Origin of the sequence: Deferrivibrio essentukiensis (assembly GCF_020480685.1) — a bacterium.
GTDB lineage: Bacteria > Chrysiogenota > Deferribacteres > Deferribacterales > Deferrivibrionaceae > Deferrivibrio > Deferrivibrio essentukiensis.
Genome location: NZ_JAJAFU010000020.1, coordinates 1 through 23,227, shown reverse-complemented (window position 1 = coordinate 23,227; position 23,227 = coordinate 1). Strand labels below are relative to the sequence as shown.

Below are 23,227 nucleotides of genomic sequence, written 5' to 3'. Positions count from 1 at the left end.
TTAAATTTAAGCTTAACATTATATTTGAACTTTTTATGTTATGCAATAGTTTGTATGCGTGTTACCCCTTTAATTTTTAGGAGCATTATCAGTACGAAATTTGGGACTCAATATTATTTGGGAAAGCAGCTAATTGAAGTTATTGTGTTGCAAGCCAGTCCTTAGCCTCTTGTACGGTGTTGAAGAGTTTTAAGTTGTTTCTTCCTGTAAATTTCATCACTATCTGGTAGACAAGTTTTTTTAGTCCAAACACCCCCACTACGGCACCAGCTTTTACGTAAGGTTTATTTTCGGCTGCAAATTCTTTAATTGCTCTATTTGTGCGGTCGTTTGATTCCGTATTTGTTACATCGACAAGTGTAAGCAGCACATCTTTTTTTAATCTTCTCACAATACTTCTTGCGTCTTCAAGAGTTTTCATAAATTCATCTTCTTTACAACCTGAAAAATCAAAAAAGATTATCATTTTGTCCTTATGTTTCCAAAAATTGATTCTTTCCATATATCCCTCAAGTAATGTTTTATTTAGCTATATAATGAATGGTTGTTCAAATGTCAAGTTATTTTTACTTTATTTATCAAGTATTTATTTTAAGTTTAAATAAAATATTGTAATTTTATGTGAAATGTGTTTAATGTTAATTGATTTGTTTTAAGTAAAAAGAAGCTGTGTTTAGCAATAAGACATTAATTTTTTACTAAATTTTTCCTAAGAATTTTAAAAGGGAGCTGAGGATAGTAGCAGGGTGAGGGGGACAACCGGGGATATAAAGATCAACTTCCAACATTTTGTCTACACCGCCAACAATTTCGTCAGAGTTGAAAAAAGGGCCTCCGCTTATGGCACAGGCACCACAAGCTATGACAATCTTTGGCTTTGGTGTCGCTTCATATGTTTTCATTAATGCGATTTCCATATTTTTGGTAACAGGACCTGTTACTAATATACCGTCCGCATGCCTTGGGGATGCTACAAATTGAATTCCGAATCTGCCCAAATCCCAGCCTACTGTTCCAAGCACGTTTACATCAGCTTCACAGGCATTACAACCGCCGGCACTTACCTGTCTAAGTTTTAATGATTTTTTTAAAAGTTTTTTAAATAAAAATTCTTTGGTAGATTTATCAATAAATCTTTTTTTACTTGTTATAATCAAATCATTTCTATCTGTAGTACCAAGTGCATAATCCTTTGAAAAATGAATATTTTTTGTGTGTTTTAGACATTCACCGCAAAAGATACATCTACCAAGGTCGATACCTATTTCATTATTTTGACAGATAAATGCGTCTGTTGGACAAATTCGTTTCAAGTGTTCTAATTCGTTATTAGTTAGGTTTGATATTTCAGGTAGTCCTAAAAACTTATCCGGCATATTATCAGTACTAAAAGGAAATTTCATGGTTCTGTATTTTTGAAATAATCTTTCCTTTAATATGTTAAACATAAATTCTCCTCTTAAAGATCAAACCCGCAATATGAAAGGTTAAAACTCTTATTGCACAGTGGAAAATCGTATATCCCTTCATTTCTTACCACATATGCCAGCCCATTCCAGTTATGAAAAGATGGGTCGACTATTTTATACCTTAATAGTTTTCCATCTTCATCAGTAATGGCGACATGGCATATTTCGCCCCTAAACCCTTCACTAAAGCTCACCGAAATCGAATTAGCATTCAGTAAGCAGTTTGAATGTTGCTCCTGTGCTCTATCGTTAATGTCGCTTGCAATATCTGTAAACATGTTTAAAGAATTTAAAATCTCCCTGTATCTTACAAGTCCTCTGCCCAAGACATCTCCGTGAAGGTCTTCGGTTTGAATTTCTTTAAAATACTTATTATACAATAAAAAAGGTAAATCCTTTCTTATATCATTATTGATCCCGGATGCACGGCGATGTAGTCCCACTATACCCAATTCCACGGCAATTTCCTTAGGTAAAACACCTGTATTGTCAAATCTGCTCATTACAGAAGGGGTATTCCACAACATTTCTACTGCACCTAAGAGATTTGGTTTTAATGCATCGATCTTTTTGACAATTTTTTCAAAGATGCTCTTTTCTACCTTTTCGCCGCCAAATGAGAGCAAGCTTCTGCCAAACCTATTGCCACACAAGTCAGCAGTCATGTTTAAAAAATCACCTCTAATTCTTCCGCAGTAAGATGCGGTAGGTAAAAAACCTATATCAGTGGCAAGTCCACCGAGGTCTCCTACATGATTGGCAATCCTTTCAAGCTCAAGTGCCGCCATCCTCTTTAGTTGTGAGTCAATATGAGGCTCAACTTTTGACAATGCCTCTAAATTTCCAAGATAACAAATTGTATGTGCAACAGTTGAATCGCCTGATGCAGTTTGGATTTTGTAAAAACTATCTTTGTATGGTCCGCCGATTAAAGATTTCTCTATGCCTCTGTGTTGATAACCGAGGGATATTTCAAGTGAAAGTACTTGTTCGCCGTAACAGTTAAATCTAAAATGCCCCGGCTCGATGATACCTGCATGTACAGGTCCTACACCTACCTGATGAGTTTCATGTGAGTCTATTTCAAAAAAGTCCATATCACCTATTTGGTTACTTTTTCCTTTACCTTCAAATGGTTTGTGAAATCTTAGAGGCTTCAGCCCTTCACCATGTATTGCATCCGGATACTGTTCAAAAATTTCTCTTTCAAAGTTGTAAATTTGCGGAACTTTATTGTAAAGAGGATTTAATTTTTTATTAATCTCAGTAGCAAATAATTCAAATTCCTTTGTCTCATCAAAGAGTATTACTGCTAAAGCATTTAATTTATCTTTATACTTGTAAACAAAGTAAGATGCAATTCTTCCTGAATTTTCAACTGCTTTAATAATTTTTTCATAAAAAACGTCATTGGTAAGAAATGGTAGGTTTTCTAACTTAATCATTGAAGGGTTTTGTTTGAATCTAACCATTTGTTACCCCCAAAATTAAAAGGGAATCTTTAATTGTGCTAAGAATATTCTGCGGAAAGTAAAACAAAGGGATTAAAAGTATTGCAAGTAATAAGATTTCTGATAATAGCATTATTTTAGTAGGTTTAAATTCTTTTAACTGAATACTATCAGTGCTCGGAGTTCCATATGCTATGCTGATGCCTGCCTTGATAAGTCCTATAAAAATAAGTCCCAATAAAATTATAACAACTAATGTTGTTACACTATACCCATACTTAAAACCGTAGAGAAATATGTAAAACTCACTGATAAATAGACTAAAAGGGGGTGAGCCGGCAGCTGCAAATAATCCCAAGATAAAAACCCATCCGATTGTTGGAGATATAGAAATCAATCCGCTTATATTTTGAATTTTCTTATTTCCATAAATTCGTTGTATATCAGCTGCGTTCAAAAAGAGCACCCCTTTTGCAAAGGTATTAAACATGATATGCAACAGGCTTCCGAAAATTGCCATCTTACCTATGCCAAGCCCCACGGCGATTATACCTACATGCTCAACAGAAGAATAAGCAAGCAACCTTTTTAAGTCCTTCTGCTTTACAGCAAAAATAGCTGCAATTGCCAAAGATAAAACACCTAATATAAGTAAAATGTGGCTGATATAGATTAAAACCTCGCTACCTGAAAGTATCTGATATATTCTTAAAAGACATAGTGCAGCCAAACTTACAAGTCCACCTGACAACAGCCCACCTATAAGCCCGGGAGCCTCTCCATAGCTGTCAGGTTTCCACCAGTGAAAAGGGGCAAGCCCTATTTTTGATGCATAACCAATAACCATAAAAAGTGTAGAAAAGAACAGCCATTTTACATCCATTTTTGGAACTATACTCTGTAACCTAAGAAAATTAATAGTCCCTTGTCCGTCTGTTTGAAGTGCTGTAAATCCAAGCATATATGTCCCGAGTAGAGCAACAGCAATCCCTGTTGAAGTAAGAAGTATGAATTTCCAAGTAGCTTCAATTGAAAATTTGGTTTTATTGAAATATATAAGCGGTGTGACCGAAAGTGTTGCAGCCTCCATGGATGCCCATAATACTCCAAAATCTTGGGCCATACATGCAAATTGTGCCGATAAAAGATTTGCCATCATGGAAACAATAAAAATCCTATTCCCCCTATCTGAGCGTATTTTTAGATAATTTGATGCATATACTGACAATGAAAAGAAAAGTATGGAGTAAGAAAGGTAGATAATTTTACCGATACTGTCAAATTTGATATAATCCGGGAATATAGAAGATTGAACATAATGAAAAATATAGATACTGTAAGCAAAGTTAAATAAACCGCATATTAAAATTATAATAGGTCTTTTTCTATCATCTCTGATTAACAGACTAAGGACAGTCAAAACGACGATTACGCCTATAAATACTAAAAGATACATTATTCATCCCTCAAGCTTTTGAGTTGGGTAACGTCTATGGAAGAAAATTCTCTGTCAATATGATTTAGTATGATTCCCATTATGAATATACCAACTATCAAATCGAGTAAAAAACCTAATTCAAGGGAGAAAGGTATATGTTTGGCGATGAGGAAACCAAATACAAACACTCCGTTTTCAAGCACCAGATATCCTATTACTGATGAAATTGCCTTTATTCGGGATATTATGATTATAAAAGCTACAAATATTGTAGATATAGATACCTGAATAAAGTAAGTGCTGCTATGTGCACCATTTACAGGTAACAGCTTAGAAAAGACAAATATTAAGGTTGTCCCTATTGCTGCCAAAACTACGCTGTGCATAAAACTGATAAAGTTTTCTACTTCAAGGTTTATTTTGACCTTTTTTAGCGATGTCATCAAAAAAAGTGGGATTAATACCCCTTTTGATAAAATAAGAAAAATAACTACCAGGAGTGAATGTAAGGCAATCTCTTCATACAAGAAAATAGGGATGATACCTAAAATAAAACCTTGCAATGCAAGTAGTCTAATATGAAATCTTATTCTACTGCTGCCCAATATCCCGAAATTAAGCAACAATACAATTATAAGCAGTTGATTGACTACAAAGTTTTCCATAGTTACTCCAAAGTTAAAAACATTCCGATTCCTGCAAGTACGATTACAATGATTTGAAAAGTAGGTATCTTTTTAAGTTTAATTCTTGCCATGGTAGATTCTACAACCCCTATTACTACTGCAATAGCAAGCATGCCAACGTAGTAAAAGAGGAAGTTTATAAAAATATTATTAAATTTAAGCGGGAAAACGACATGAAACATTATCGAGATAAAAGCAAACATTTTTAAAAGTGCGGATATTTCCATTATCCCAAGAAGTGGTCCGCTGTGGTCGAGTATCATTACTTCGTGTATCATTGTAAGTTCCAAGTGGGTATTGGGGTCGTCAATAGGCATTCGGCTATTTTCAACAAGGATAATTATAAAAAGTGCAACTGCAATTAACAGAAAGCCTATACCGCTTGTTATCCATATATTTGGAGATATTTGAGCAAAGCTTGATTCAAATGTTATTAGTCCACTCTTTCCTACGATTGCCATAAGTGCGAGAAAAAGTGCAGGTTCAGACAACATGGAGAATGTGGCTTCTCTTGCGGAGCCCATCCCTTCAAAACTTGAGCCTGTATCAAGGGCAGCCAAAACCATAAAAAATCTGCCGAGCGCCATCATATATGCGACAAAAACTATATCACCTTTAAAGGAAAAAAAGCTATCTTTAGCAACAAGGGGGATAAAGAAAATTATCATTATTGAAGCTATCAAGGTTACTATTGTCCCGAGTATAAATATGAAGCTTGTATCTTTGCTGATTGTGATGTTCTTTTTAAACAACTTTATAAGGTCATAATATGGTTGAAAAAAAGGTGCTCCCTTTCTGCCGGCAAAAAAGGCTTTCACCTTTACGATAGTGCTGGAAATCATGACAGGTGCAGTAAGAATTGATATTATAGAAAGTATCTTTACCATATTATAATTGCTCCGTATATTACAAGAGATACAATAGCTATAAGTTTATAGAGGAGGTATAGATTGAGATTCCCCGCTTGTAATTTTCTTACGGGGGAAAGTTTGTCGTCCAAAAATTGAAAGAGGGGTAAAATTATATTATCGAGAAATATATCCGGCACGTGAGATTTAAAATATGCCTTTTTGGGAAATACCCCTTTTACATCTTTGCGGTGATAATGCGTATTTAAGATAAAGTTAAATATCCCAGTAATAATCTCGGCAAAAGAAGTGGCGGTGTATCTAAACTTATGGCTTGGTTTTGTATAACCGCAGCCCCAAGTCTCAGGTGCATATTCAATTTTATTTTTATAAACTAATTTAAATACCAGAAGCCCTAAAATTAAGAATATATAAAAAATACCAACGAAAATACTTAATTCTTTAAAAGGGAAATAATTGAAGAGGTTAAAGTAATTTCCTGTTAATGAATAAATTACATTTTCAAGCGGGGACTTTAAAATATATGGGAAAAAGCCAAGCCCAATGCACATAAGAGCAGGTATAGCTAAAGATATTTTCAGGTAGAAAGACTCTTGAAATTTGCGTTGTGGAGCGTTTTGCAGATTTGGGTTAGTGCCCATGAATACGGCACTGTTTACTTTTAAAAAGCAGGCTGAAGCAAGCCCTCCTATCAGTGCAAGAGCAGGGATTCCCATTAGTTGCAAGAAGTTTAGCGGCAATAAACTGCTTTTACTAATAATAGCGAACATACCAAGATATATAAATAATTCACTTACAAAACCGTTAAACGGTGGAAGTCCGGATATGGAAGCTGAAGCAATTAAAAAAGTGCCAAATGTAAATGGAATTTTTTTGGCAAGTCCACCCATCTCATCCATCTGTCTTGTCCCTGATGCGTTAATAATCACACCGGCACCAAGGAATAGAAGAGATTTGAAAGTGGCATGGTTTAAAATGTGAAATATTGAACCAGCAAAGCCCAAAACCATAGCTATATCATTACCTGTAGACATACCGGCAAGACCAAGTCCCAAGCCCATAAGTATTATACCTATATTCTCAATACTATGATATGCAAGGAGTCTTTTTATATCGTGTTGACCTATTGCAAGTACGACGCCGATAATTCCTGAGGTGATACCGGCTGCAAATATTATTAATCCCCAATATAAAGGCGGGTTATGAAAGAAAGATATGTACCTTATTATTCCATATATGCCCATTTTAATCATAAGTCCTGACATTATTGCTGAAACGCTGCTTGGAGCATTGGCATGGGCAGAAGGCAACCAGATGTGAAGCGGTAAAATACCCGCTTTTATCCCAAATCCAACTAAAGTAAATATAAAAATACTTGTACCAACTGTAGTGCCTGGGTCAAGAGAACCTGTTTTTGGAAAATCAAAAGACCCGGTATATTTATAAACCAAGATTGAAGTGACAAATATTAAAAAAGTGCAGAAGTGAGTTAATATTATATAAAGCTTTGCAGCATCTCTGACTTCATCATACTTATGCTCAGTAATAAGTAAGAAAAATGCTGAAACGGCCATTATTTCCCAAAATATAAGTAACATTATAAGGTTTTTTGCCAGTACTATCATTACCATTGAGAAGGTCATTAATGGGAAAAATATGCTTGTAATTGTCCACTCTTTTTTATGATCTGACTCAGGAAAGTAATAAAAAGAGTAAATAAATGCACATACAGAAATTATAGAAAGGGGGATTAAAAAGAACTTGCTTAGGCCATCAAGCTGACCTGTAGCCTGACAAAAAAATGTATCTATATGAACATTAAAATTGCTGCCTAAAAAAATTGAGGCAATAAATACGTAGGTAAATATAGCTGTAAAGAGTGAGACAAGTATAACCTGATTCTTAATTTTTTGTGTCAACAAAGCAACAATAACAAATAAACAGCAAAAGATTAAAAACAGGCCACCTGTGCTCACCATTACATTTGAACCTCACAATCTCATAATTTTAATTTTACAATAATCATGTTTTTGTTTCATATTCCTTATTGTATAGTTTTGTCAAATATTTTTAATGTGTATTACCTCTGTTCTACATATTTTTTTGCTATTGATAATGCCTTATCAATATGGTCAACTATATTTTCTTCGCCAATAATTTTATGTATTCTGCCTTGAATAAGCAGTTTTTTTACATATGGAGATACCCCTGAGAGTATGACATTTGTGCCATGCTTTTTATATTCACTACATATTTCAGTTAGAGCATGCATGCCGGTAGCATCTATCATAGGGACGTATCGCATACGCAAGATGAAAACTTTTGGGTATGCCTCTAATGAAGTAAGGACACTTTTTACTTTATCAGCTACTCCGAAGAAAAATGGACCACTAAGCTCATAAATTTCCACATCTTTTGGGACTACTTTGTTAGCAATAGCATCTTTGTCATCCATTCCATCGTCCATTGAGTCTTCAGCAACATCCAAAGTTATGTTTAGCTTGTTTACGGCAGTCAAGCTTATCATTCTACGCATAAATAGAAGTACGGATAAGAGCATACCCAATTGCACTGCAACATTAAGATCTACTATGACGGTTAACAGAAATGTTGTTAAAAATACAGCAATGTCACTTTTAGGTGCTTTAAATAAATTTTTTATATGCTCTAACTCACTCATGTTGTATGCTACCACAATGAGAATCCCGCCTAATGTGGCAAAGGGTATTTTTACTATTACAGGGGATAACAGCAACATAAATAATAAGACCCAAATTGCATGGAATATTCCACTTAGAGGGGAGTATGCACCATTTTTGATGTTTGTGGCTGTTCTTGCTATTGTCCCTGTGGCAGGGATACCTCCAAAAAGAGGGGATGCGATGTTTGCAATCCCTTGAGCTACAAGTTCCATATTTGACCTGTGTTTGTCCCCTGTCATACCATCTGCAACTACAGCACTTAAGAGGGATTCAATGGCACCTAAAACTGCAATGGTAATTGCATCTGGAATAAGCGCTTTTATTTTATCCATTGTTATATTTGGAAAAGTAGGGGTCGGTAGACCACTTGGTATAGACCCAAATCTATCCTGTATTGTTTCAATAGGAAGCTTTAAAAGATATATTGCAGCTACCCCGAATACTACTGCCAGGAAAGGGCCCGGGATTTTCATCGTAATTTTTTTGGAGTATACAATAATAAGGATAGATACTAATCCCACTATAGTAGCTGAAAGGTTTATATTGCCAATATGTTTTGAATATTCAACTAATTTTTCAAAAAATTCGGCAGGTACTTTCTTTATGCCCATACCAAAAAAATCATTTAGCTGAGTTACAAATATTATGATTGCTATACCTGCACTAAAACCTTTAGTGACAGGGTAAGGGATAAATTTTATTACTGTTCCAAGCTTTAGTAAGCCCATAAGTATTAGGATAAGTCCCGCCATGATTCCGGCAATTAACAGTCCGTCAATACCTTGCCTGTAGATAATGCCGTAAATTATAACTATAAATGCACCTGCAGGACCTCCTATTTGGTATCTGCTTCCACCAAAAAATGAGATTAGAAAACCACCTATTATTGCGGTATAAAGACCCTTTTCCGGCGAGGCACCACTGGCAATTGCAAATGCCATCGATAATGGCAGTGCGATAATTGCTACAATAAGACCACTAATCATGTCAGAAGTAAGATTTTTTACCCCGTAACCATGTTTTAGTAAGGAAAAAAGGGCTGGTTTAAACTCACTGAGGTAACCACTTTTCATATTTACTCCAAGATATGATAATTTTGAAGGGATCTTACGCCTAAGCAGATAGGTTGTCAAATAGATTTTTTAAAATTGTGTAAAAATGTTACAGTTTGTTTCTTTATTACACATATCAAATTAGTGTGAATTTTATAGATTGTTTATTTATCAATATGTTACTGTTTTGGAAAGTTTTGGCATGTACTGTGCTCTATAATAAGCACAACAAACAAATAGGAGGCAGTTATGAAAAAACTAATTTTAATTTCAGGAGCAATTATGATTTCGGCAGCATTGGCTTTTGCACATGGTGGATATGGAAGAGGTTATGCAGGTGGTCAGAGTTACGGTATGATGGGTGGCCAAGGTTATGGTTATGGCCCCGGAGGATGCCCTGGACAATTCCAAAACGGTAATGCCAAACAGCTGACTGAAGAGGAAGCTGTGAAGAGTGTCCAAGAGATAATTAGTAAAAACTTTAAAGGTTACGAAATAGTCAAAACCGAAAAGTTTAATATGCCTATGGGGACAATGTATGAAGTAGAAGTCAAAGATGCCGCAGGTAACGAGTTTGACTTTCACGTAAACCCATGGGGCAATGTTATGGGACCATTTGTAGATAACAAAGGAGATGTAAAGTAAGTAAAAGGCGGGGTTTTGCCCCGCTCTTTTTAAGGAGATAGTTATGATGTATGATTTTTATGGAGGTCACGGTTTTATGTGGATTTTTGGAATGGGGATATGGTTAGTAGTAATTATTTTTGTTTTGTATTTGCTGGTTAAAATCCCTGGTATGTTTTTTACAAAAAATAACAACTATAATGATGCCCTTGATATTTTAAAAACAAGATATGCTAAAGGTGAAATCACAGAAGAAGAGTTTGAAAATATGAAAAATGTGCTGAGAAAGTGAATATTTTTAACGTTTAACTTCCTTATCAAAAATTTAGCGCTAACGTAGAACCTTTAACATAGTACATTGAACGTAGAACGTAGAACGTAGAACATTAAACCTACAACTTTTCCCACTCAAAGTTGATAATATTCTTTTCCTCAGAGCTGAATTCAATACCTATAAGGTAGATTTGTTTATTATCATTTAAATATTTCTCAGCATATTTTCTTTTTTTGATTTGACTTAAAGCTTCCCCTTTTTTACTATCAACCTTAAACTCCAAAATATATATTTTATCCCCCACAAAAAGTGTTAAATCTATCCTGCCCTTGTTTGTAACATCCTCACCGATTACCTTAACACCAAGAGAAGCAAGGTAAGTATAAATTACACTTGCATAAAAACCTTCGTATAAATTAAGGTCATTTTTTGTAAAATTGTTATAAGGGATTGAAGCAAATAGTGTAGTCAATGCAGATTTTAAATCTTCTAAATTTTCGTAATATAGTGATTTTATAAGAGATTTTTTTACCCTGTTATCACCTTTAAACAGGTAATTTATAATATAATCATTTAAAGATACCTGGACTTCAAGATTTGGTATGCTTAACTTGTATTCTATGGAAGAAAGAAGTTCATCTTCTATGACTTTTTCAATTGTTAAATAACCTGACTGAAAAAGTATTACTTCTAAGTCAATGTTTTCTATATCAAAACTTGAAAGTATTTTTTTATCTACAATCAGATTAGTTAAATTTGGCAAAAAATAATCTTTCTCTTTTATGAGTTTAATCAAAAAAGATGGCGTGCCACTTTCAAACCAATAATTGTCAAATACAAATTCATTACTGATAAATTGTAAGATATCAAAAGGATTATAAACATTATCTTTTAGAAAGTTATAACCGTTATACCATTTTTTTACCTTTTCCATATCTGCGTTTTCAAAGTAAGGTCTAAAAGTTGTCTCGATGTCATTTTGTGTATAACCGCAGATATTGCCATATTTTGGATTAAGTGAAATATCAGTTAGCATATTAAGACCACTAAAGATAGATGCCTTGGAAAATTTGCTCACACCGGTAAGAAATGCAAATCTTATATAAGCATCATTATCTTTTATTATTGAATAAAGCCCATTGATAAATTCTCTGTTTATCTTTGCCTGCTCTATATTTTCAATTACATCAAGTATAGGTTTATCATATTCATCTATTAATATGACGACTTTTTGATTATATTTTTCATAAGCTTTTTGTATTAATTCATTAAAACATGAGGAAGGATTATTATTATTTTCACATTCTATTCCAAGCAGTCTTTGATTAGTTTTAAAAATGTCCATTGCCCTATCTTTAACTTTTTCAAGAGTTGTCAAATCACCTGCCCAGCTAATTTTTATCACCGGGTATTTTTCTTGAAAGTTCCACTTATCATAGATATAAAGCCCTTCAAAAAGCTTTTTATTACCTTCAAATAGTTCTTTTAGTGTATCAAGAAATAGGGATTTACCAAATCTGCGGGGACGGGAAAGGAATATGTATTTGTATTCTTGAATTAGTTTATAAGCTTCTTCAGTCTTATCAATATAAATATAGTTACCTTCAATTATTTCACTGAATGTTTGTATTCCGATAGGAAGCTTTTTTAATTTTTGCATAAATGTCTCCGCAGTGAATAATACTCTTTTATCAAATATAGGCGAAAATGATGGATTAGGCAAGGGGGATGCTCCTAAAGACAAGAATTATGAGTTATGAATTATGAATTGTGAATTATAAATTTTGAATTAGGCTCGCTACGCGAAAATTTTGGATTATGGATTTGAATGATAAGTGATAGTCTTACAGCCTTGTTAACAGTTAAAATCATAATAAGCTTAGCACTTAACACTAACTTAGAACGTAGAACTTTGAACGTTGAACTTTAAACTATCTGGGGGCTATTTTTATTTTAGTTGCAGTCAACTCCGACGCAAATATTATCTTTATTATTTTCTAAAAATTTATCCCCGATCCCTTTTACGTTTTTTAATTCCTCAATAGATGTAAAAGGTTTTACCTTTCTGGCTTCAATGATCATCTCAGCCTTTTTGTCCCCAAGCCCCTTAAGCTGAATTAGCTCTTCTTTTGAAGCGGTATTTACATTTATCTTTGCAAGAGCAAAACTTGAAATAAGCATTACAAAAACTATTGCTAATATAACTTTTTTCATAAATCCTCCAACTTTCAAGCCCCCATTGTCAAAATTCAACCATAAAGAAGTTTGTTTTTCAAATAAAAATTAAAATATTTAACGAGTAGTTGCTCATATTTTTTGAAACAGGTAAGCTGGCTTGTTTTATTTAGGATAGGTTGATTTGAGAGTTGCTGATATTGGGTGTTGGAAATTATGAATCTTAGGAAATTGAACCTTGAACTATATGACACCACTTTTCTATTGTTATAAGAATTATTGTAATATATATTACAGTAACCACCATTGCAATTGGAGGGAATATGAAATTTTATGATAGAGCTAATGAAATAACTGCTTTATTGGGAAGTGAAAAACTCTCTTACAGGCAATCTTGTATGACATTTGTCATCGGTAGAAGGAGGGTAGGTAAGACAAGGCTGATAAAAGAGGCTTATAAAAATAAAAAATTGCTTTACTTTTTCGTTTCAAAGAAAAGCGAAAAGTTGCTTTGCGAAGAATACACAAGGGTAATTAGTGAGATATTAGGAAAAAAAGTCATAGGAAGACTCGGCAGTTTTAAAGAGTTATTTGAATATATAATGGTTTTGGGGGAGGATGAGCATATAAATGTGGCGATAGATGAATTTCAAGAGTTTTACAATATTAATCCATCAATTTTTTCTGATATCCAAAATATTTGGGATGAGTATAAGGACAAAAGTAAGGTAAATATTGTTTTTTCAGGTTCTATATATTCCTTAATGTTCAAAATATTTGAAAATGCAAAAGAGCCACTTTATGGAAGAGCAGATAAGAAAATTATTTTGAATGGCTTTGATGTTAAGACTCTTAAAGATATTTACAAAGATTTTTCAAGGCGTTTAGACCCTTTTGATTTTATCTCTTTTTATGCCTTAACGGGTGGGGTTCCAAAATATGTAGAGCTCATATGTAATGAAACTGATCTTACTTTTAACAGTATGCTTAATTACATTTTTTCTGAAGGCTCATTTTTCTTAAATGAAGGTAAAGATGTATTGGTTGATGAGTTTGGTAAAGATTATCACATTTATTTTTCTATATTAAGTTTAATTTCAGATTCAAAGACATCTAGAAGTGAAATTGAAAGCATATTAGAAAAGAGTATCGGAGGACATTTAGAAAGGCTTGAAAAAGAATATCGTTTAGTTAAAAGAAAGCAGCCTGTTTTTTCAAAACCTAACACTAAAAACATAAAATACTCTATCAATGATAATTTTCTTGATTTTTGGTTTGCTTTCATTTACAAGAACTTGTCCGCTTTAGAGATTAAAAATTATGAATATGTTAAAGAATATGTAAAAAAAGTTATCCCTTCTTTCTTAGGAAAGATGCTTGAAAAATATTTTAGAGAGCAAATAGCATTATCGGGTGAATATTCTTATGTAGGTTCTTATTGGGATAGAAAGTCTGAAAATGAAATTGATATTATTGCAATGAATGAAATAAAGAAAAAGGCACTAATAGCGGAAGTAAAACTTAACAAAGAAAAGATAAATATTAATTTGCTCAAGAAAAAAGCAGAAAAGCTATTAGATAACTTGAAAGGTTATGAAATAGAGTATAGAACTTTTTGCTTGAATGATGTATTAATTCCGTGAATTATTGAACGTTAAAATATTAAAACGTTAGAAAGTTAGAATGTTAAAACGTTAGAACGTAGAACATTGAACGTTGAACTTAGATAGAGGAGTAGCTATGCCATTTGATATCAATAAGTTAAAAATTGCTGTTATTGGTCTTGGGTATGTTGGTCTGCCTTTGGCAGTCGAGTTTGCCAAGAAATTTAATGTGGTAGGTTTTGATATAAGTACTAAAAGAGTCAAAGAGCTAAATAGCGGTAAAGATGTTACAAATGAGGTTACGAGCGAGCAACTTAATGAGGTATTGTTAACTGATAGCTCTGATGTCAAAGTTTGTGGTCTTAAAGTTACTGATAATATAAATATGATAACAGATTGTAACTTTTATATTGTAACAGTTCCTACCCCGATAGACAGACATAAAAATCCTGATTTAAGACCGCTTATTGGGGCAAGTGAAACAGTTGGTAAGGTACTTAAGGCTGGTGATGTCGTAGTATACGAATCCACCGTTTATCCTGGCTGTACTGAGGAAGACTGCGTGCCGGTTTTGGAAAAGTGTAGTGGCCTTAAATATAACAAGGACTTTTTTGTAGGTTATTCCCCTGAAAGGATAAATCCCGGGGATAAAGAGCACACCTTTTCAAAAATAAAGAAGGTCGTGTCAGGCAGTACAAAAGAGGTAGCTGAATTTGTAAATAATGTTTATTCTCAGGTAGTAATTGCAGGTACATTTGTAGCATCTTCAATTAAGGTAGCTGAGGCAGCCAAGGTGATAGAAAACACTCAGAGGGATATAAATATTGCATTTGTCAATGAGCTTTCAATGATTTTCGATAAGATGAATATCGATACGCTGGAAGTTTTACAGGCTGCCGGTACAAAATGGAACTTTTTACCCTTTAGACCCGGACTTGTGGGTGGTCACTGTATTGGAGTTGACCCGTATTACCTTGCACATAAAGCTGAAGAGCTTGGCTATCATCCGGAGATGATACTTGCCGGCCGTAAGATAAATGACTATATGGGGCTTTATGTCGCAAATCAGGTAGTAAAATTGATGATTAAAAAAGGGCATACTATAAAAGGTGCAAAAATTTTGGTGCTCGGAATTACATTTAAGGAAAACTGTCCTGATATTAGAAATACTAAGGTAGTGGATATCGTAAGTGAGCTAAATGATTTTGGTTGCAATATAAGTGTTTATGACCCATTAGCAGACCCTGATGAAGTGAGACACGAATATGGGGTTGAGCTTCTTGCCACAGACAAATTGCTACCAAATACTGACAATTATGATGCAATAATACTTGCAGTGGCACACAAAGAATTCAAAGAGATTGAGAAAAAACTGGCAAAAAAATCTTCTAATGTTGTGATTTATGATATAAAAGGGTTTTTTGATAAAGATATTGTGGATGGAAGGTTGTAAAAGTTAGATTTTTAGTGTTTAACGTTAAGAATCTTAAAGAGTAAACCTTATTTAATGTTTTTGAATAGACAATAAGTTACAGCTTAGCTGAAATCTATTCAATTCTTGTATATACTTGGATAGTTGAATTAAAAGCCAATTAAAACGGGTGGCCTCGGCGGTAGCGTGACGACGAACTGTTCAAAGTTCGGCGTTCAATGTTCTATGTTGAGTGGATGTTTTTTGAACTTTGAACTTAGAACTTATAACTTTAGATATGAAGATTGAAAGGTTTGAGAAGCCTCTTGTACTCAATCCTTGGAATATTGAAGGATTAAGGGAGATGGAATCTGAGACAGGTAAAAAAGTATATACTATTTTGCAGCTAAGATTACATGATAGTATTATTTAAGACAAAAAACAGAATAAAGGAGGCTCTTCAAAAAAGTCCAAATAAAATTTGGGATGTCGATTTGCATTATATAACAAGCCGTGGTCATTGGTACTTTGTAGTAGGGGGAGTGTAATCCCTATTTTTCTGGAACAAATAAAAAATGGGGGGCCTTTGACGATTACAGACCCTGGTATGAAAAGATATTTTATGACAATCCCTGAAGCTGTTTTACTCGTTTTTCAGTCTGCAGCTATGGGAAGTGGAGGTGAAGTCTTTGTCCTTGATATGGGTGAGCCAGTAAAAATAGTCTCTTTAGCAAAAGATTTGATAAAACTGCAAGGACTTGAACCAAATATTGACATAAAAATAGAATTTACTGGATTAAGACCTGGCGAAAAACTTTTCGAAGAATTATTGACAGCAGAAGAGGGTACTGAGGCTACAAAGCACCAGAGTATATTTACTGCGAAGATTTCTAATGGATACAGTATTGAAAAGGTTCAATCTATTCTTGAAGATTTAAAAACATATATTTACAAGTCTCCAGAAAATATAAAAAAATATTTACAGAAAGTCGTACCATTTTACAGAGATGATAAAATTTCTTAAAATATTATTCTATATAAAACCATATTTGGGGGCTTTTTATGCATAATTTTGCGAACAATATCTTGGTTACTGGCGGGGCAGGGTACATTGGCAGTCATGTGGTAAAACAGCTTCTGGAAAATACAGATAGCGTTGTAACAATCATTGATAACCTCTCCACGGGGCGTATGACCACCATCGAGACTCTTAAAACCATTGGCGGCAACAGGTTGGCATTTCTTCATACCGACCTGAAGAATTTTTCAGAAGTGGAAGGTATAATTAAGTCAAACTCTATTGATGCGGTAATCCATTTTGCGGCAAGCATTGTCGTCCCTGAGAGTGTGGCAAACCCCTTAAAATATTATATGAACAATACCGTAAATACTACAAATCTGATAAATAGTTGTGTAAAATGCGGCGTAAACAGGTTTATATTTTCTTCTACTGCTGCAGTTTACGGTGAGCCGGCAAAAGTCCCTGTACTGGAAGACACCGCAAGATTGCCTATTAATCCCTATGGGATGAGCAAGCTAATGAGTGAAAATGTCCTCATAGACAGCGGCAAAGCATATAAAGATTTTAAATACGTAATCTTGAGATATTTTAATGTGGCAGGGGCTGATGGTAAAACAAGGATAGGTCAGTCATTCCCTGAGGCAACCCACCTGATAAAGGTTGCCGCAGAGACTGCAGTAGGCAAGCGAAACAAAATGTATATTTTTGGGGATGATTATCCTACCGCTGATGGCACATGTATCAGAGACTATATCCATGTAGATGACCTTGCCGATGCCCATTTAAAAGCGCTTATTTACCTTGAAAATAATGAAAGTGAAGTTTTTAACTGTGGTTATGGCCACGGTTATTCTGTAAAAGAAGTTATCGAAGTAATGAAAAAGGTTTCTGGTGTAAATTTTAATGTTGAGATTTCAGGCAGAAGGGCAGGCGACCCTGCAACACTCGTGGCAGGAAATGAAAAAATAAAAAGCATGATGAAATGGCAACCAAAGTATAACGACCTTGAATATATTTGCAAAACTGCCCTTGAATGGGAAAAGAAATTATCTTAAATGCGATAACTATTTATAAATTATTAATTATTTGTAGAAGGTTAAAAAATGAAAGGGATTATACTTTGTGGAGGGTCAGGAACAAGACTATGCCCGATAAAGCAGGACACTTTATCCAAAGCAATTTGTAAAGCTTTTTGATGATAAATCGCTCTTTCAGCTTACTGTTGAAAGGAATGCAGATTTATGCAAATCATTTTTAATTGTTTCCAACGCTGAACAATATTTTCTTACAATTGACCAACTTGAAGAGCTAAATATTCGTTCATTTAATGTAAATAATTCAAGATTTCTCCTGGAGCCGGTCGGGAGAAATACAGCACCAGCCATTGCCCTTGCATGTCTATCTCTTAGCCCGGATGAAATTGTCCTCGTCGCCCATCTGATCATTTAATCAAAAATATTCAGGAATATAAAAAAACCATCGCAAACGCCGAAGCCCTTGCAAAAGAAGGCTATCTTGTAACATTTGGCATCACCCCTTCATATCCTGAAACAGGCTATGGTTACATCCAGGCAAGGAGCAAAGATGCAAAAGCCGGTTTTTTCGATGTGGAAATGTTTCATGAAAAACCTGATTTAGAAACAGCAACAAAATATTTGGAAGAAAACTCAAAATTTAACACTCAAAATTCAAAATTGTTCTTTTGGAATTCAGGGATGTTTATGTTTAAAGCCGGTGTATTTTTAGAAGAATTAAAGGCTCATGCACCTGAAATTTATGAGGCTTGTGTAGTTGCTTTTAACGAGAAAAAAGTTGATAATTCCACAATAAGGATTCAACACCAGCATATGGAAACAATCCCTTCAGAATCAATAGATTACGCTGTCATGGAAAAATCAAAAAATGTGAAAGTGGTAAAATGTGATTTTTCCTGGAATGATCTTGGCAGCTTTGCATCCCTTTATAATGAATTTCAGCAGGATGAACATGGTAATGCCTTAATGGCCAACACAACACCGGTGCTCATTGATTCAAAGAATAATCTTATTATTTCTGAAGATAGATTTGTGGGAACAATCGGCGTAAATGACCTTATTATTGTTGATACAAACGATGCTCTGCTTGTTGCAAAAAAAGAAGATGCCCAGAAGGTAAAAGAGCTAGTCAGCAAATTAAATTCTACCAACTCGAATCTGCTTGCCTTTCACAACACTGTTCATAGGCCATGGGGCACATACACAGTCCTTGAAGACGGCAAAGGCTATAAAATTAAAAAGATTATGGTAAAGCCTGGCAAGAGATTGTCACTGCAAAAGCATATGCACAGGAATGAACACTGGATTGTGGTCAGCGGTACTGCAACCGTTACGGTGGGCAATGAAACAAGATATGTAAGACCAAATGAGTCAACATATATAAAAATGGGAGAAGTTCACAGACTTGCCAATGATGGCAAAATCCCCGTAATTTTGATTGAAGCCCAGGTCGGCGAATACACCGGCGAAGATGACATTGTAAGGATTGATGATGATTTTAAAAGGGAGTGATGCTTTAGCCGAATTTCGTCAACCGTAAACCAAGGTAGTGTTCATAATTCTCCACTTGAACCTTTAGCTATATACAAAAACCTTATAAATTCTCTTACAGAGTCTCTCTCAAATCCTTCTGCAATGTTTGAAGGTATAGATATAGCTGCTCTTTGAATTTATCTTTAAAAGCAAAATCTTTTACAAATTTTTCATAGTTAGTCACTTTATAAATTTCTTTGACAAGCTCAAATGAAAGCTTCCAAGCATCAATTTCTTCAAACCTAATAAATTTTCCCATAAATAATTCCTGTTCTAACGTTTACACGTTCCCACGTTTCAACATTTTCATCAACTTAAACCTTACAATACTTCTGTAAAGCCAGACATAAAATACACAGAAAACCAGAGTAAATATTATCAAAGCTGGGGTGTTTTTCCAAAAAATAGCCCCAGGAATTACTCCCAATGAGCAAATTAACCACAAAAATGGAGATGTGGCAGAATTTCGCATAAGCTTTTCATTTCGCACTATATTGAATAGTTGGGGAACAACTCGTTTATAAATTAACATATGTAGGTGAAACGAGTCTGGTTTAAAAGGCGACATCTTTTTTATATATTTTTTCCTGTAAAATGAAAATATTGTCTCAAAAATTGGGTAAATTGAAACAACCAATGGAAACCATGCAGAGACTTCTTTGTGTCGCTGTACCAATAAAACAGACAATACCCCAATAATAAAACCTATAAAATAAGCCCCCCCATCTCCCAAAAAAATCTTCCCAAAAGGGAAATTCCAAACAAAAAAGCCAAGAATAGCGCCTATCACTACTACCGCAACCGTAAATATAAATCCATCGCCCACTTGATAAGCAACATATCCAAGTGCTGACAAAATCATAACGCTTACAATAGCAGACAAGCCATTGTAGCCGTCGATTATGTTAACTGCATTAGATAGACCAGCTATTGCAAAAATTGTAAAAGCCACCGCAAATATTTTTAAACTAAAAAGATAATCTGCAAGTGGAATATCAATTCGGTTTAGGCAAATCCCCATAAAATAATATGCAAGATACGCTGAAAGTGCCGCGCTAATTAGTCGAACATTTGGTGAGACTCTTTTCGCAATATCCTCAATTAATCCTATAAAAAAAACTGGAACAGTAGAAATAATTAAATTTAAATAAGCTACATTTTTCTTGTAAAAATATAAATATAGCAACACTAATAAAAACCCAACATATATACCAATCCCTCCGACCCTCGGCGTAGGCGCGGTGTGGTACTTTTGCGGCCCGCTGAAGTCATCAGCGATAAATCGACCAAGTTTGTCAAAACTAAACACAACCCCAGCAATCAACAAAAAAGAAATCAAAAAGCTAAATATGAATACACTTATAAGCATACATCAAATCCTCCTTTGCTTAAAGACAATAGTAGGATAGTACAATACGAAGATTTTGTAAAATACAAAATCAGTTTTGTTCACATCCTTAGCCACATACTTTACAACACTTTCTACCACTAAAAACCTATCTCCAAAAGATTTTAGCTGCCCCAAGCAAAACCAAAATAAATGCATAAATTGACAGGTCTCTGTCGTATATCAATATAAACAGGCCAAGCCCCATGAGTGCGAGCGCTTTTACATTCTTGTCGTTATAAGATTTTAACTCTTTTTTTAGAAATTCAAGCTGGTGATTGCTGATATTAATCTGGAGCTCCCCTGTATTTGCCTTGTGCAAAAATTCTTTTAAATTTTTAATATCGATCGGAATTGTTTTTATTTCATTGGCAATAAAGTCAATTATCGCATTACTCCCACCAAGGGCTCTTGGAAGATTTTTTTGTAGGATTGGCAATATGTCTTTTATACCGTTAAAATTTTCTATATACGACGTGCCAAGTCCTTCGATGATAGCGCTTACTCTCAAAACATACACTGCATCACTTGGAAGCTTAAAAGGCAAATCCCTTGCACTTTCAAGCACTTTGAAAGCAAGCCTTTGCATCGATTCACTTGTCAGGTTTTCATTCGAAAATATTTCAAACATCTTTTCGCTAAACTCTATCATCAGTTCATCTGGCGCGTCATAGCCAATAATCCCAAGTTTTTTGTTAGCTGCGATAAAACTTTTAAAATCCCTCTCATTTGCTGCCTTGACGACCTCTATCATGGCTATCCTCATATCGTTAGAAATGGACTTTACCATCCCAAAATCGAGCAGTATCAGCTCGCCCTGGGGATTGATAAATAGATTACCAGGATGTGGATCTGCGTGAAAAAAGCCATTTATCAGGAGCTGCTCTGTATAAAAGTCCACAAGGCGTGAAATAATCTTCCTAAAATCTATATTATACTTTAGTAGCTGTTCTTTGTCGTCAAATCTAAACCCCTCTTCATAGCTCATGACGATACAATCTTCGCTACACAATTCCTCTATCGGAGTGGGAAACTTTATGCCGGAAGTTTTGTACATTTTTGAAAACTTTTTTAGGTTGTGTAGCTCTTGCAAAAGATTTGTCTCCTGCCTGATCATCATTGAAAATTCGTTTAGTACGGCGTCAATAGAATTTTTGGTATATTGGGAAAAAAGGGGGCTAAAGAGCCTGTTAAACACGTTTAATATCCTGATATCAGCGTTTACTTGCTCAAGGATACCCCTTCTTCTGAGTTTGACTGCCACTTTTAGGTTATTTGGCAGGTATCCGATGTGCACCTGGCCTATGGATGCGCTTGCAATGGGGGTAAATTCAAAGTGTACAAGCGGATTTGTCTTAAATGCAGATTTGAAGACCAGTTCAAGCTCATCTTTGGACATCGGGGGTAGCTGGTCGTGAAGTCCCTTTAGCTCATTAATGTAGCTTTCATCAAAAAGATCTGCTCTCGTAGCAAGTACCTGGGCAAGCTTAATGAAGCTTGCACCGAGATCTATTATTACTTTCTTAAAATTTTGTGGTGGTAGCGGCCTTAGAAAAAGAAAACTACCCTTCTTCCTTATATTCAAAAAAAGCGTCAGTAAAAATCTAAATACCCAATATAGCCTAAAAATTGAGTAATATTTTAAGGGGCTGATTAGTCTTTTAATTGTAGATCCTCTTTTAGCTTGGCCAAATCATCTTTTGTGGCAACGCCAAGCTCATTGAGCACTTCTTTAAGAAGATCTTTTACCTTTTGTTTTAGCTTTTCATCCTCCTCTTTCCCCTTTTGCTCTAGGGAAGCCAAAAAGCTTTTTGCATCTTCTGCCTTGATCTTCCCCTTCTCTTCCAAAGTCTTTAGCTCTTGCTCAACCCTCTCTTTAAGTAAAGCGACGCCGCCAAGTCCCATAAAAAAGATCTCTTTTAGCATATTTCACCCCTTTGGTTAATTGCTATAAAAAAGATACTCCCTTTAAAGATGGTGTCAAGCTTAAGTTTGGTCACTCTGAGCGATACCCGTTTGGATTCATCGACTGCCAACGCCAGGCATCTTCGCACATCTTTTTGATGTCGTATTCGGCCTTCCAACCAAGTACCTAGTACGCATTGCTTGGATCGGCGAAGCATTGCGCCACATCTCCAGGTCTGCGTCCCACGATCTCGTAAGGTATTTTGCACCCCGAGGCATCTTCAAACGCACTTACCACTTCCAAGACCGAATACCCACGCCCAGTGCCCAAGTTTACCGTGAGTAGACAAGGAGATTCTGCTATTTTACGAAGTGCTGCAAGGTGCCCCCTTGCAAGATCGACCACATGGATGTAGTCGCGCACTCCGGTGCCATCGGGTGTCGGGTAGTCCCCGCCAAAGACAAAGAGCTTCTCACGCAGGCCTACTGCCACTTGAGATATAAACGGCATCAGATTATTTGGGATACCCTCAGGGTCTTCGCCGATGAGCCCCGATTCGTGGGCGCCTACTGGATTAAAATATCTTAGCAG

At 35.1% G+C, this 23,227-nt stretch carries 20 protein-coding genes and 4 pseudogenes; 8 read left to right on the top strand and 16 right to left on the bottom strand.

What is annotated here, in order from left to right:
• Positions 1-139: 139 nt before the first annotated feature.
• The 8 genes from LF845_RS09565 to LF845_RS09530 form a co-directional block, all read right to left on the bottom strand.
• The gene (locus LF845_RS09565; protein ID WP_242820790.1) at positions 140-502 is read right to left on the bottom strand and encodes a hypothetical protein; all 363 of its coding nucleotides are present in this window, start codon (positions 500-502) and stop codon (positions 140-142) included.
• A 196-nt stretch (positions 503-698) separates the two neighbouring features.
• The gene (gene nuoB / locus LF845_RS09560) at positions 699-1,448 is read right to left on the bottom strand and encodes an NADH-quinone oxidoreductase subunit NuoB (protein WP_242820789.1); all 750 of its coding nucleotides are present in this window, start codon (positions 1,446-1,448) and stop codon (positions 699-701) included.
• 11 nt (positions 1,449-1,459) lie between these two features.
• A complete protein-coding gene (locus tag LF845_RS09555; RefSeq protein ID WP_242820788.1) occupies positions 1,460-2,941 on the bottom strand; it encodes a hydrogenase large subunit in 1,482 nt (493 codons plus the stop codon).
• Positions 2,934-4,376 carry a proton-conducting transporter transmembrane domain-containing protein gene (locus LF845_RS09550; protein ID WP_242820787.1) on the bottom strand — a complete coding sequence of 481 codons (1,443 nt, stop codon included), beginning with the start codon at positions 4,374-4,376 and terminating at the stop codon, positions 2,934-2,936. The genes LF845_RS09555 and LF845_RS09550 overlap by 8 nt, the downstream gene beginning before the upstream one ends.
• Positions 4,376-5,023, bottom strand: coding sequence for a hypothetical protein (locus tag LF845_RS09545; protein WP_242820786.1), 648 nt, complete (start codon positions 5,021-5,023; stop codon positions 4,376-4,378). The genes LF845_RS09550 and LF845_RS09545 overlap by 1 nt, the downstream gene beginning before the upstream one ends.
• Before the next feature lie 2 nt (positions 5,024-5,025).
• On the bottom strand, positions 5,026-5,931 hold the full coding sequence (locus tag LF845_RS09540) for a respiratory chain complex I subunit 1 family protein (protein WP_242820785.1): 906 nt from the start codon (positions 5,929-5,931) through the stop codon (positions 5,026-5,028).
• A complete protein-coding gene (locus LF845_RS09535; RefSeq protein ID WP_242820784.1) occupies positions 5,925-7,832 on the bottom strand; it encodes a proton-conducting transporter transmembrane domain-containing protein in 1,908 nt (635 codons plus the stop codon). The genes LF845_RS09540 and LF845_RS09535 overlap by 7 nt, the downstream gene beginning before the upstream one ends.
• A gap of 161 nt (positions 7,833-7,993) precedes the next feature.
• Positions 7,994-9,688, bottom strand: a complete 1,695-nt coding sequence (locus tag LF845_RS09530) for a SulP family inorganic anion transporter (RefSeq protein WP_242820783.1) — start codon at positions 9,686-9,688, stop codon at positions 7,994-7,996.
• A gap of 228 nt (positions 9,689-9,916) precedes the next feature.
• On the opposite strand from LF845_RS09530, the gene LF845_RS09525 reads away from it, so the two are divergent.
• Positions 9,917-10,312, top strand: a complete 396-nt coding sequence (locus LF845_RS09525; RefSeq protein ID WP_242820782.1) for a PepSY domain-containing protein — start codon at positions 9,917-9,919, stop codon at positions 10,310-10,312.
• Positions 10,313-10,355: 43 nt separating this feature from the next.
• The gene (locus LF845_RS09520; RefSeq protein WP_242820781.1) at positions 10,356-10,583 is read left to right on the top strand and encodes an SHOCT domain-containing protein; all 228 of its coding nucleotides are present in this window, start codon (positions 10,356-10,358) and stop codon (positions 10,581-10,583) included.
• A gap of 100 nt (positions 10,584-10,683) precedes the next feature.
• Here the strand turns inward: LF845_RS09520 and LF845_RS09515 are convergent, their stop codons facing one another.
• Both LF845_RS09515 and LF845_RS09510 read right to left on the bottom strand, forming a co-directional pair.
• Entirely contained in the window at positions 10,684-12,225 is a 1,542-nt protein-coding gene (locus LF845_RS09515; protein ID WP_242820780.1) for an ATP-binding protein, read from the bottom strand.
• A 293-nt stretch (positions 12,226-12,518) separates the two neighbouring features.
• Entirely contained in the window at positions 12,519-12,779 is a 261-nt protein-coding gene (locus LF845_RS09510) for a ComEA family DNA-binding protein (protein WP_242820779.1), read from the bottom strand.
• A 284-nt stretch (positions 12,780-13,063) separates the two neighbouring features.
• Here LF845_RS09510 and LF845_RS09505 point away from each other — a divergent pair, with 284 nt between their 5' ends.
• The 6 genes and pseudogenes from LF845_RS09505 (at position 13,064) to LF845_RS09480 (ending at position 19,322) form a co-directional block, all read left to right on the top strand.
• Positions 13,064-14,383 (top strand): ATP-binding protein, encoded by a 1,320-nt coding sequence (locus LF845_RS09505; RefSeq protein ID WP_242820778.1) that lies wholly within the window; start codon positions 13,064-13,066, stop codon positions 14,381-14,383.
• Positions 14,384-14,480: 97 nt separating this feature from the next.
• A complete protein-coding gene (locus LF845_RS09500; RefSeq protein ID WP_242820777.1) occupies positions 14,481-15,797 on the top strand; it encodes a nucleotide sugar dehydrogenase in 1,317 nt (438 codons plus the stop codon).
• Between the two features lie 274 nt (positions 15,798-16,071).
• Positions 16,072-16,288 (top strand): annotated as a pseudogene (locus LF845_RS12080) (oxidoreductase); the annotation flags it as partial.
• Positions 16,279-16,779, top strand: a pseudogene (locus LF845_RS11930) (polysaccharide biosynthesis protein); the annotation flags it as partial. The pseudogenes LF845_RS12080 and LF845_RS11930, both read left to right, overlap by 10 nt.
• Before the next feature lie 38 nt (positions 16,780-16,817).
• Entirely contained in the window at positions 16,818-17,831 is a 1,014-nt protein-coding gene (gene galE, locus LF845_RS09490) for a UDP-glucose 4-epimerase GalE (protein WP_242820776.1), read from the top strand.
• Positions 17,832-17,879: 48 nt separating this feature from the next.
• A pseudogene (locus LF845_RS09480) lies at positions 17,880-19,322 on the top strand (mannose-1-phosphate guanylyltransferase/mannose-6-phosphate isomerase).
• Positions 19,323-19,363: 41 nt separating this feature from the next.
• Here the strand turns inward: LF845_RS09480 and LF845_RS09475 are convergent.
• The 6 genes and pseudogenes from LF845_RS09475 to LF845_RS09450 form a co-directional block, all read right to left on the bottom strand.
• Entirely contained in the window at positions 19,364-19,447 is an 84-nt protein-coding gene (locus LF845_RS09475; protein ID WP_242820816.1) for a four helix bundle protein, read from the bottom strand.
• Entirely contained in the window at positions 19,417-19,602 is a 186-nt protein-coding gene (locus LF845_RS09470; RefSeq protein WP_242820774.1) for a four helix bundle protein, read from the bottom strand. The genes LF845_RS09475 and LF845_RS09470 overlap by 31 nt, the downstream gene beginning before the upstream one ends.
• Before the next feature lie 21 nt (positions 19,603-19,623).
• Positions 19,624-20,712, bottom strand: coding sequence for a glycosyltransferase family 4 protein (locus LF845_RS09465; RefSeq protein ID WP_242820773.1), 1,089 nt, complete (start codon positions 20,710-20,712; stop codon positions 19,624-19,626).
• Between the two features lie 127 nt (positions 20,713-20,839).
• Entirely contained in the window at positions 20,840-22,315 is a 1,476-nt protein-coding gene (locus tag LF845_RS09460) for an ABC1 kinase family protein (RefSeq protein ID WP_242820772.1), read from the bottom strand.
• 68 nt (positions 22,316-22,383) lie between these two features.
• Complete coding sequence (locus LF845_RS09455; protein ID WP_242820771.1) at positions 22,384-22,656, bottom strand: hypothetical protein; 273 nt, start codon at positions 22,654-22,656, stop codon at positions 22,384-22,386.
• Positions 22,657-22,726: 70 nt separating this feature from the next.
• Positions 22,727-23,227: pseudogene (locus tag LF845_RS09450) on the bottom strand (GDP-mannose 4,6-dehydratase); the annotation flags it as partial.

Bases quoted from the DNA above. Each gene is read 5' to 3' on its own strand.
- LF845_RS09520 (WP_242820781.1), top strand. From the start codon at position 10,356: ATGATGTATGATTTTTATGGAGGTCACGGTTTTATGTGGATTTTTGGA.
- LF845_RS09510 (WP_242820779.1), bottom strand. From the start codon at position 12,779: ATGAAAAAAGTTATATTAGCAATAGTTTTTGTAATGCTTATTTCAAGT.
- LF845_RS09545 (WP_242820786.1), bottom strand. From the start codon at position 5,023: ATGGAAAACTTTGTAGTCAATCAACTGCTTATAATTGTATTGTTGCTT.
- LF845_RS09515 (WP_242820780.1), bottom strand. From the start codon at position 12,225: ATGCAAAAATTAAAAAAGCTTCCTATCGGAATACAAACATTCAGTGAA.
- nuoB (WP_242820789.1), bottom strand. From the start codon at position 1,448: ATGTTTAACATATTAAAGGAAAGATTATTTCAAAAATACAGAACCATG.
- LF845_RS09555 (WP_242820788.1), bottom strand. From the start codon at position 2,941: ATGGTTAGATTCAAACAAAACCCTTCAATGATTAAGTTAGAAAACCTA.
- LF845_RS09455 (WP_242820771.1), bottom strand. From the start codon at position 22,656: ATGCTAAAAGAGATCTTTTTTATGGGACTTGGCGGCGTCGCTTTACTT.
- LF845_RS09525 (WP_242820782.1), top strand. From the start codon at position 9,917: ATGAAAAAACTAATTTTAATTTCAGGAGCAATTATGATTTCGGCAGCA.
- LF845_RS09565 (WP_242820790.1), bottom strand. From the start codon at position 502: ATGGAAAGAATCAATTTTTGGAAACATAAGGACAAAATGATAATCTTT.
- LF845_RS09505 (WP_242820778.1), top strand. From the start codon at position 13,064: ATGAAATTTTATGATAGAGCTAATGAAATAACTGCTTTATTGGGAAGT.
- LF845_RS09500 (WP_242820777.1), top strand. From the start codon at position 14,481: ATGCCATTTGATATCAATAAGTTAAAAATTGCTGTTATTGGTCTTGGG.
- LF845_RS09550 (WP_242820787.1), bottom strand. From the start codon at position 4,376: ATGTATCTTTTAGTATTTATAGGCGTAATCGTCGTTTTGACTGTCCTT.
- LF845_RS09465 (WP_242820773.1), bottom strand. From the start codon at position 20,712: ATGCTTATAAGTGTATTCATATTTAGCTTTTTGATTTCTTTTTTGTTG.
- galE (WP_242820776.1), top strand. From the start codon at position 16,818: ATGCATAATTTTGCGAACAATATCTTGGTTACTGGCGGGGCAGGGTAC.
- LF845_RS09540 (WP_242820785.1), bottom strand. From the start codon at position 5,931: ATGGTAAAGATACTTTCTATAATATCAATTCTTACTGCACCTGTCATG.
- LF845_RS09530 (WP_242820783.1), bottom strand. From the start codon at position 9,688: ATGAAAAGTGGTTACCTCAGTGAGTTTAAACCAGCCCTTTTTTCCTTA.
- LF845_RS09470 (WP_242820774.1), bottom strand. From the start codon at position 19,602: ATGGGAAAATTTATTAGGTTTGAAGAAATTGATGCTTGGAAGCTTTCA.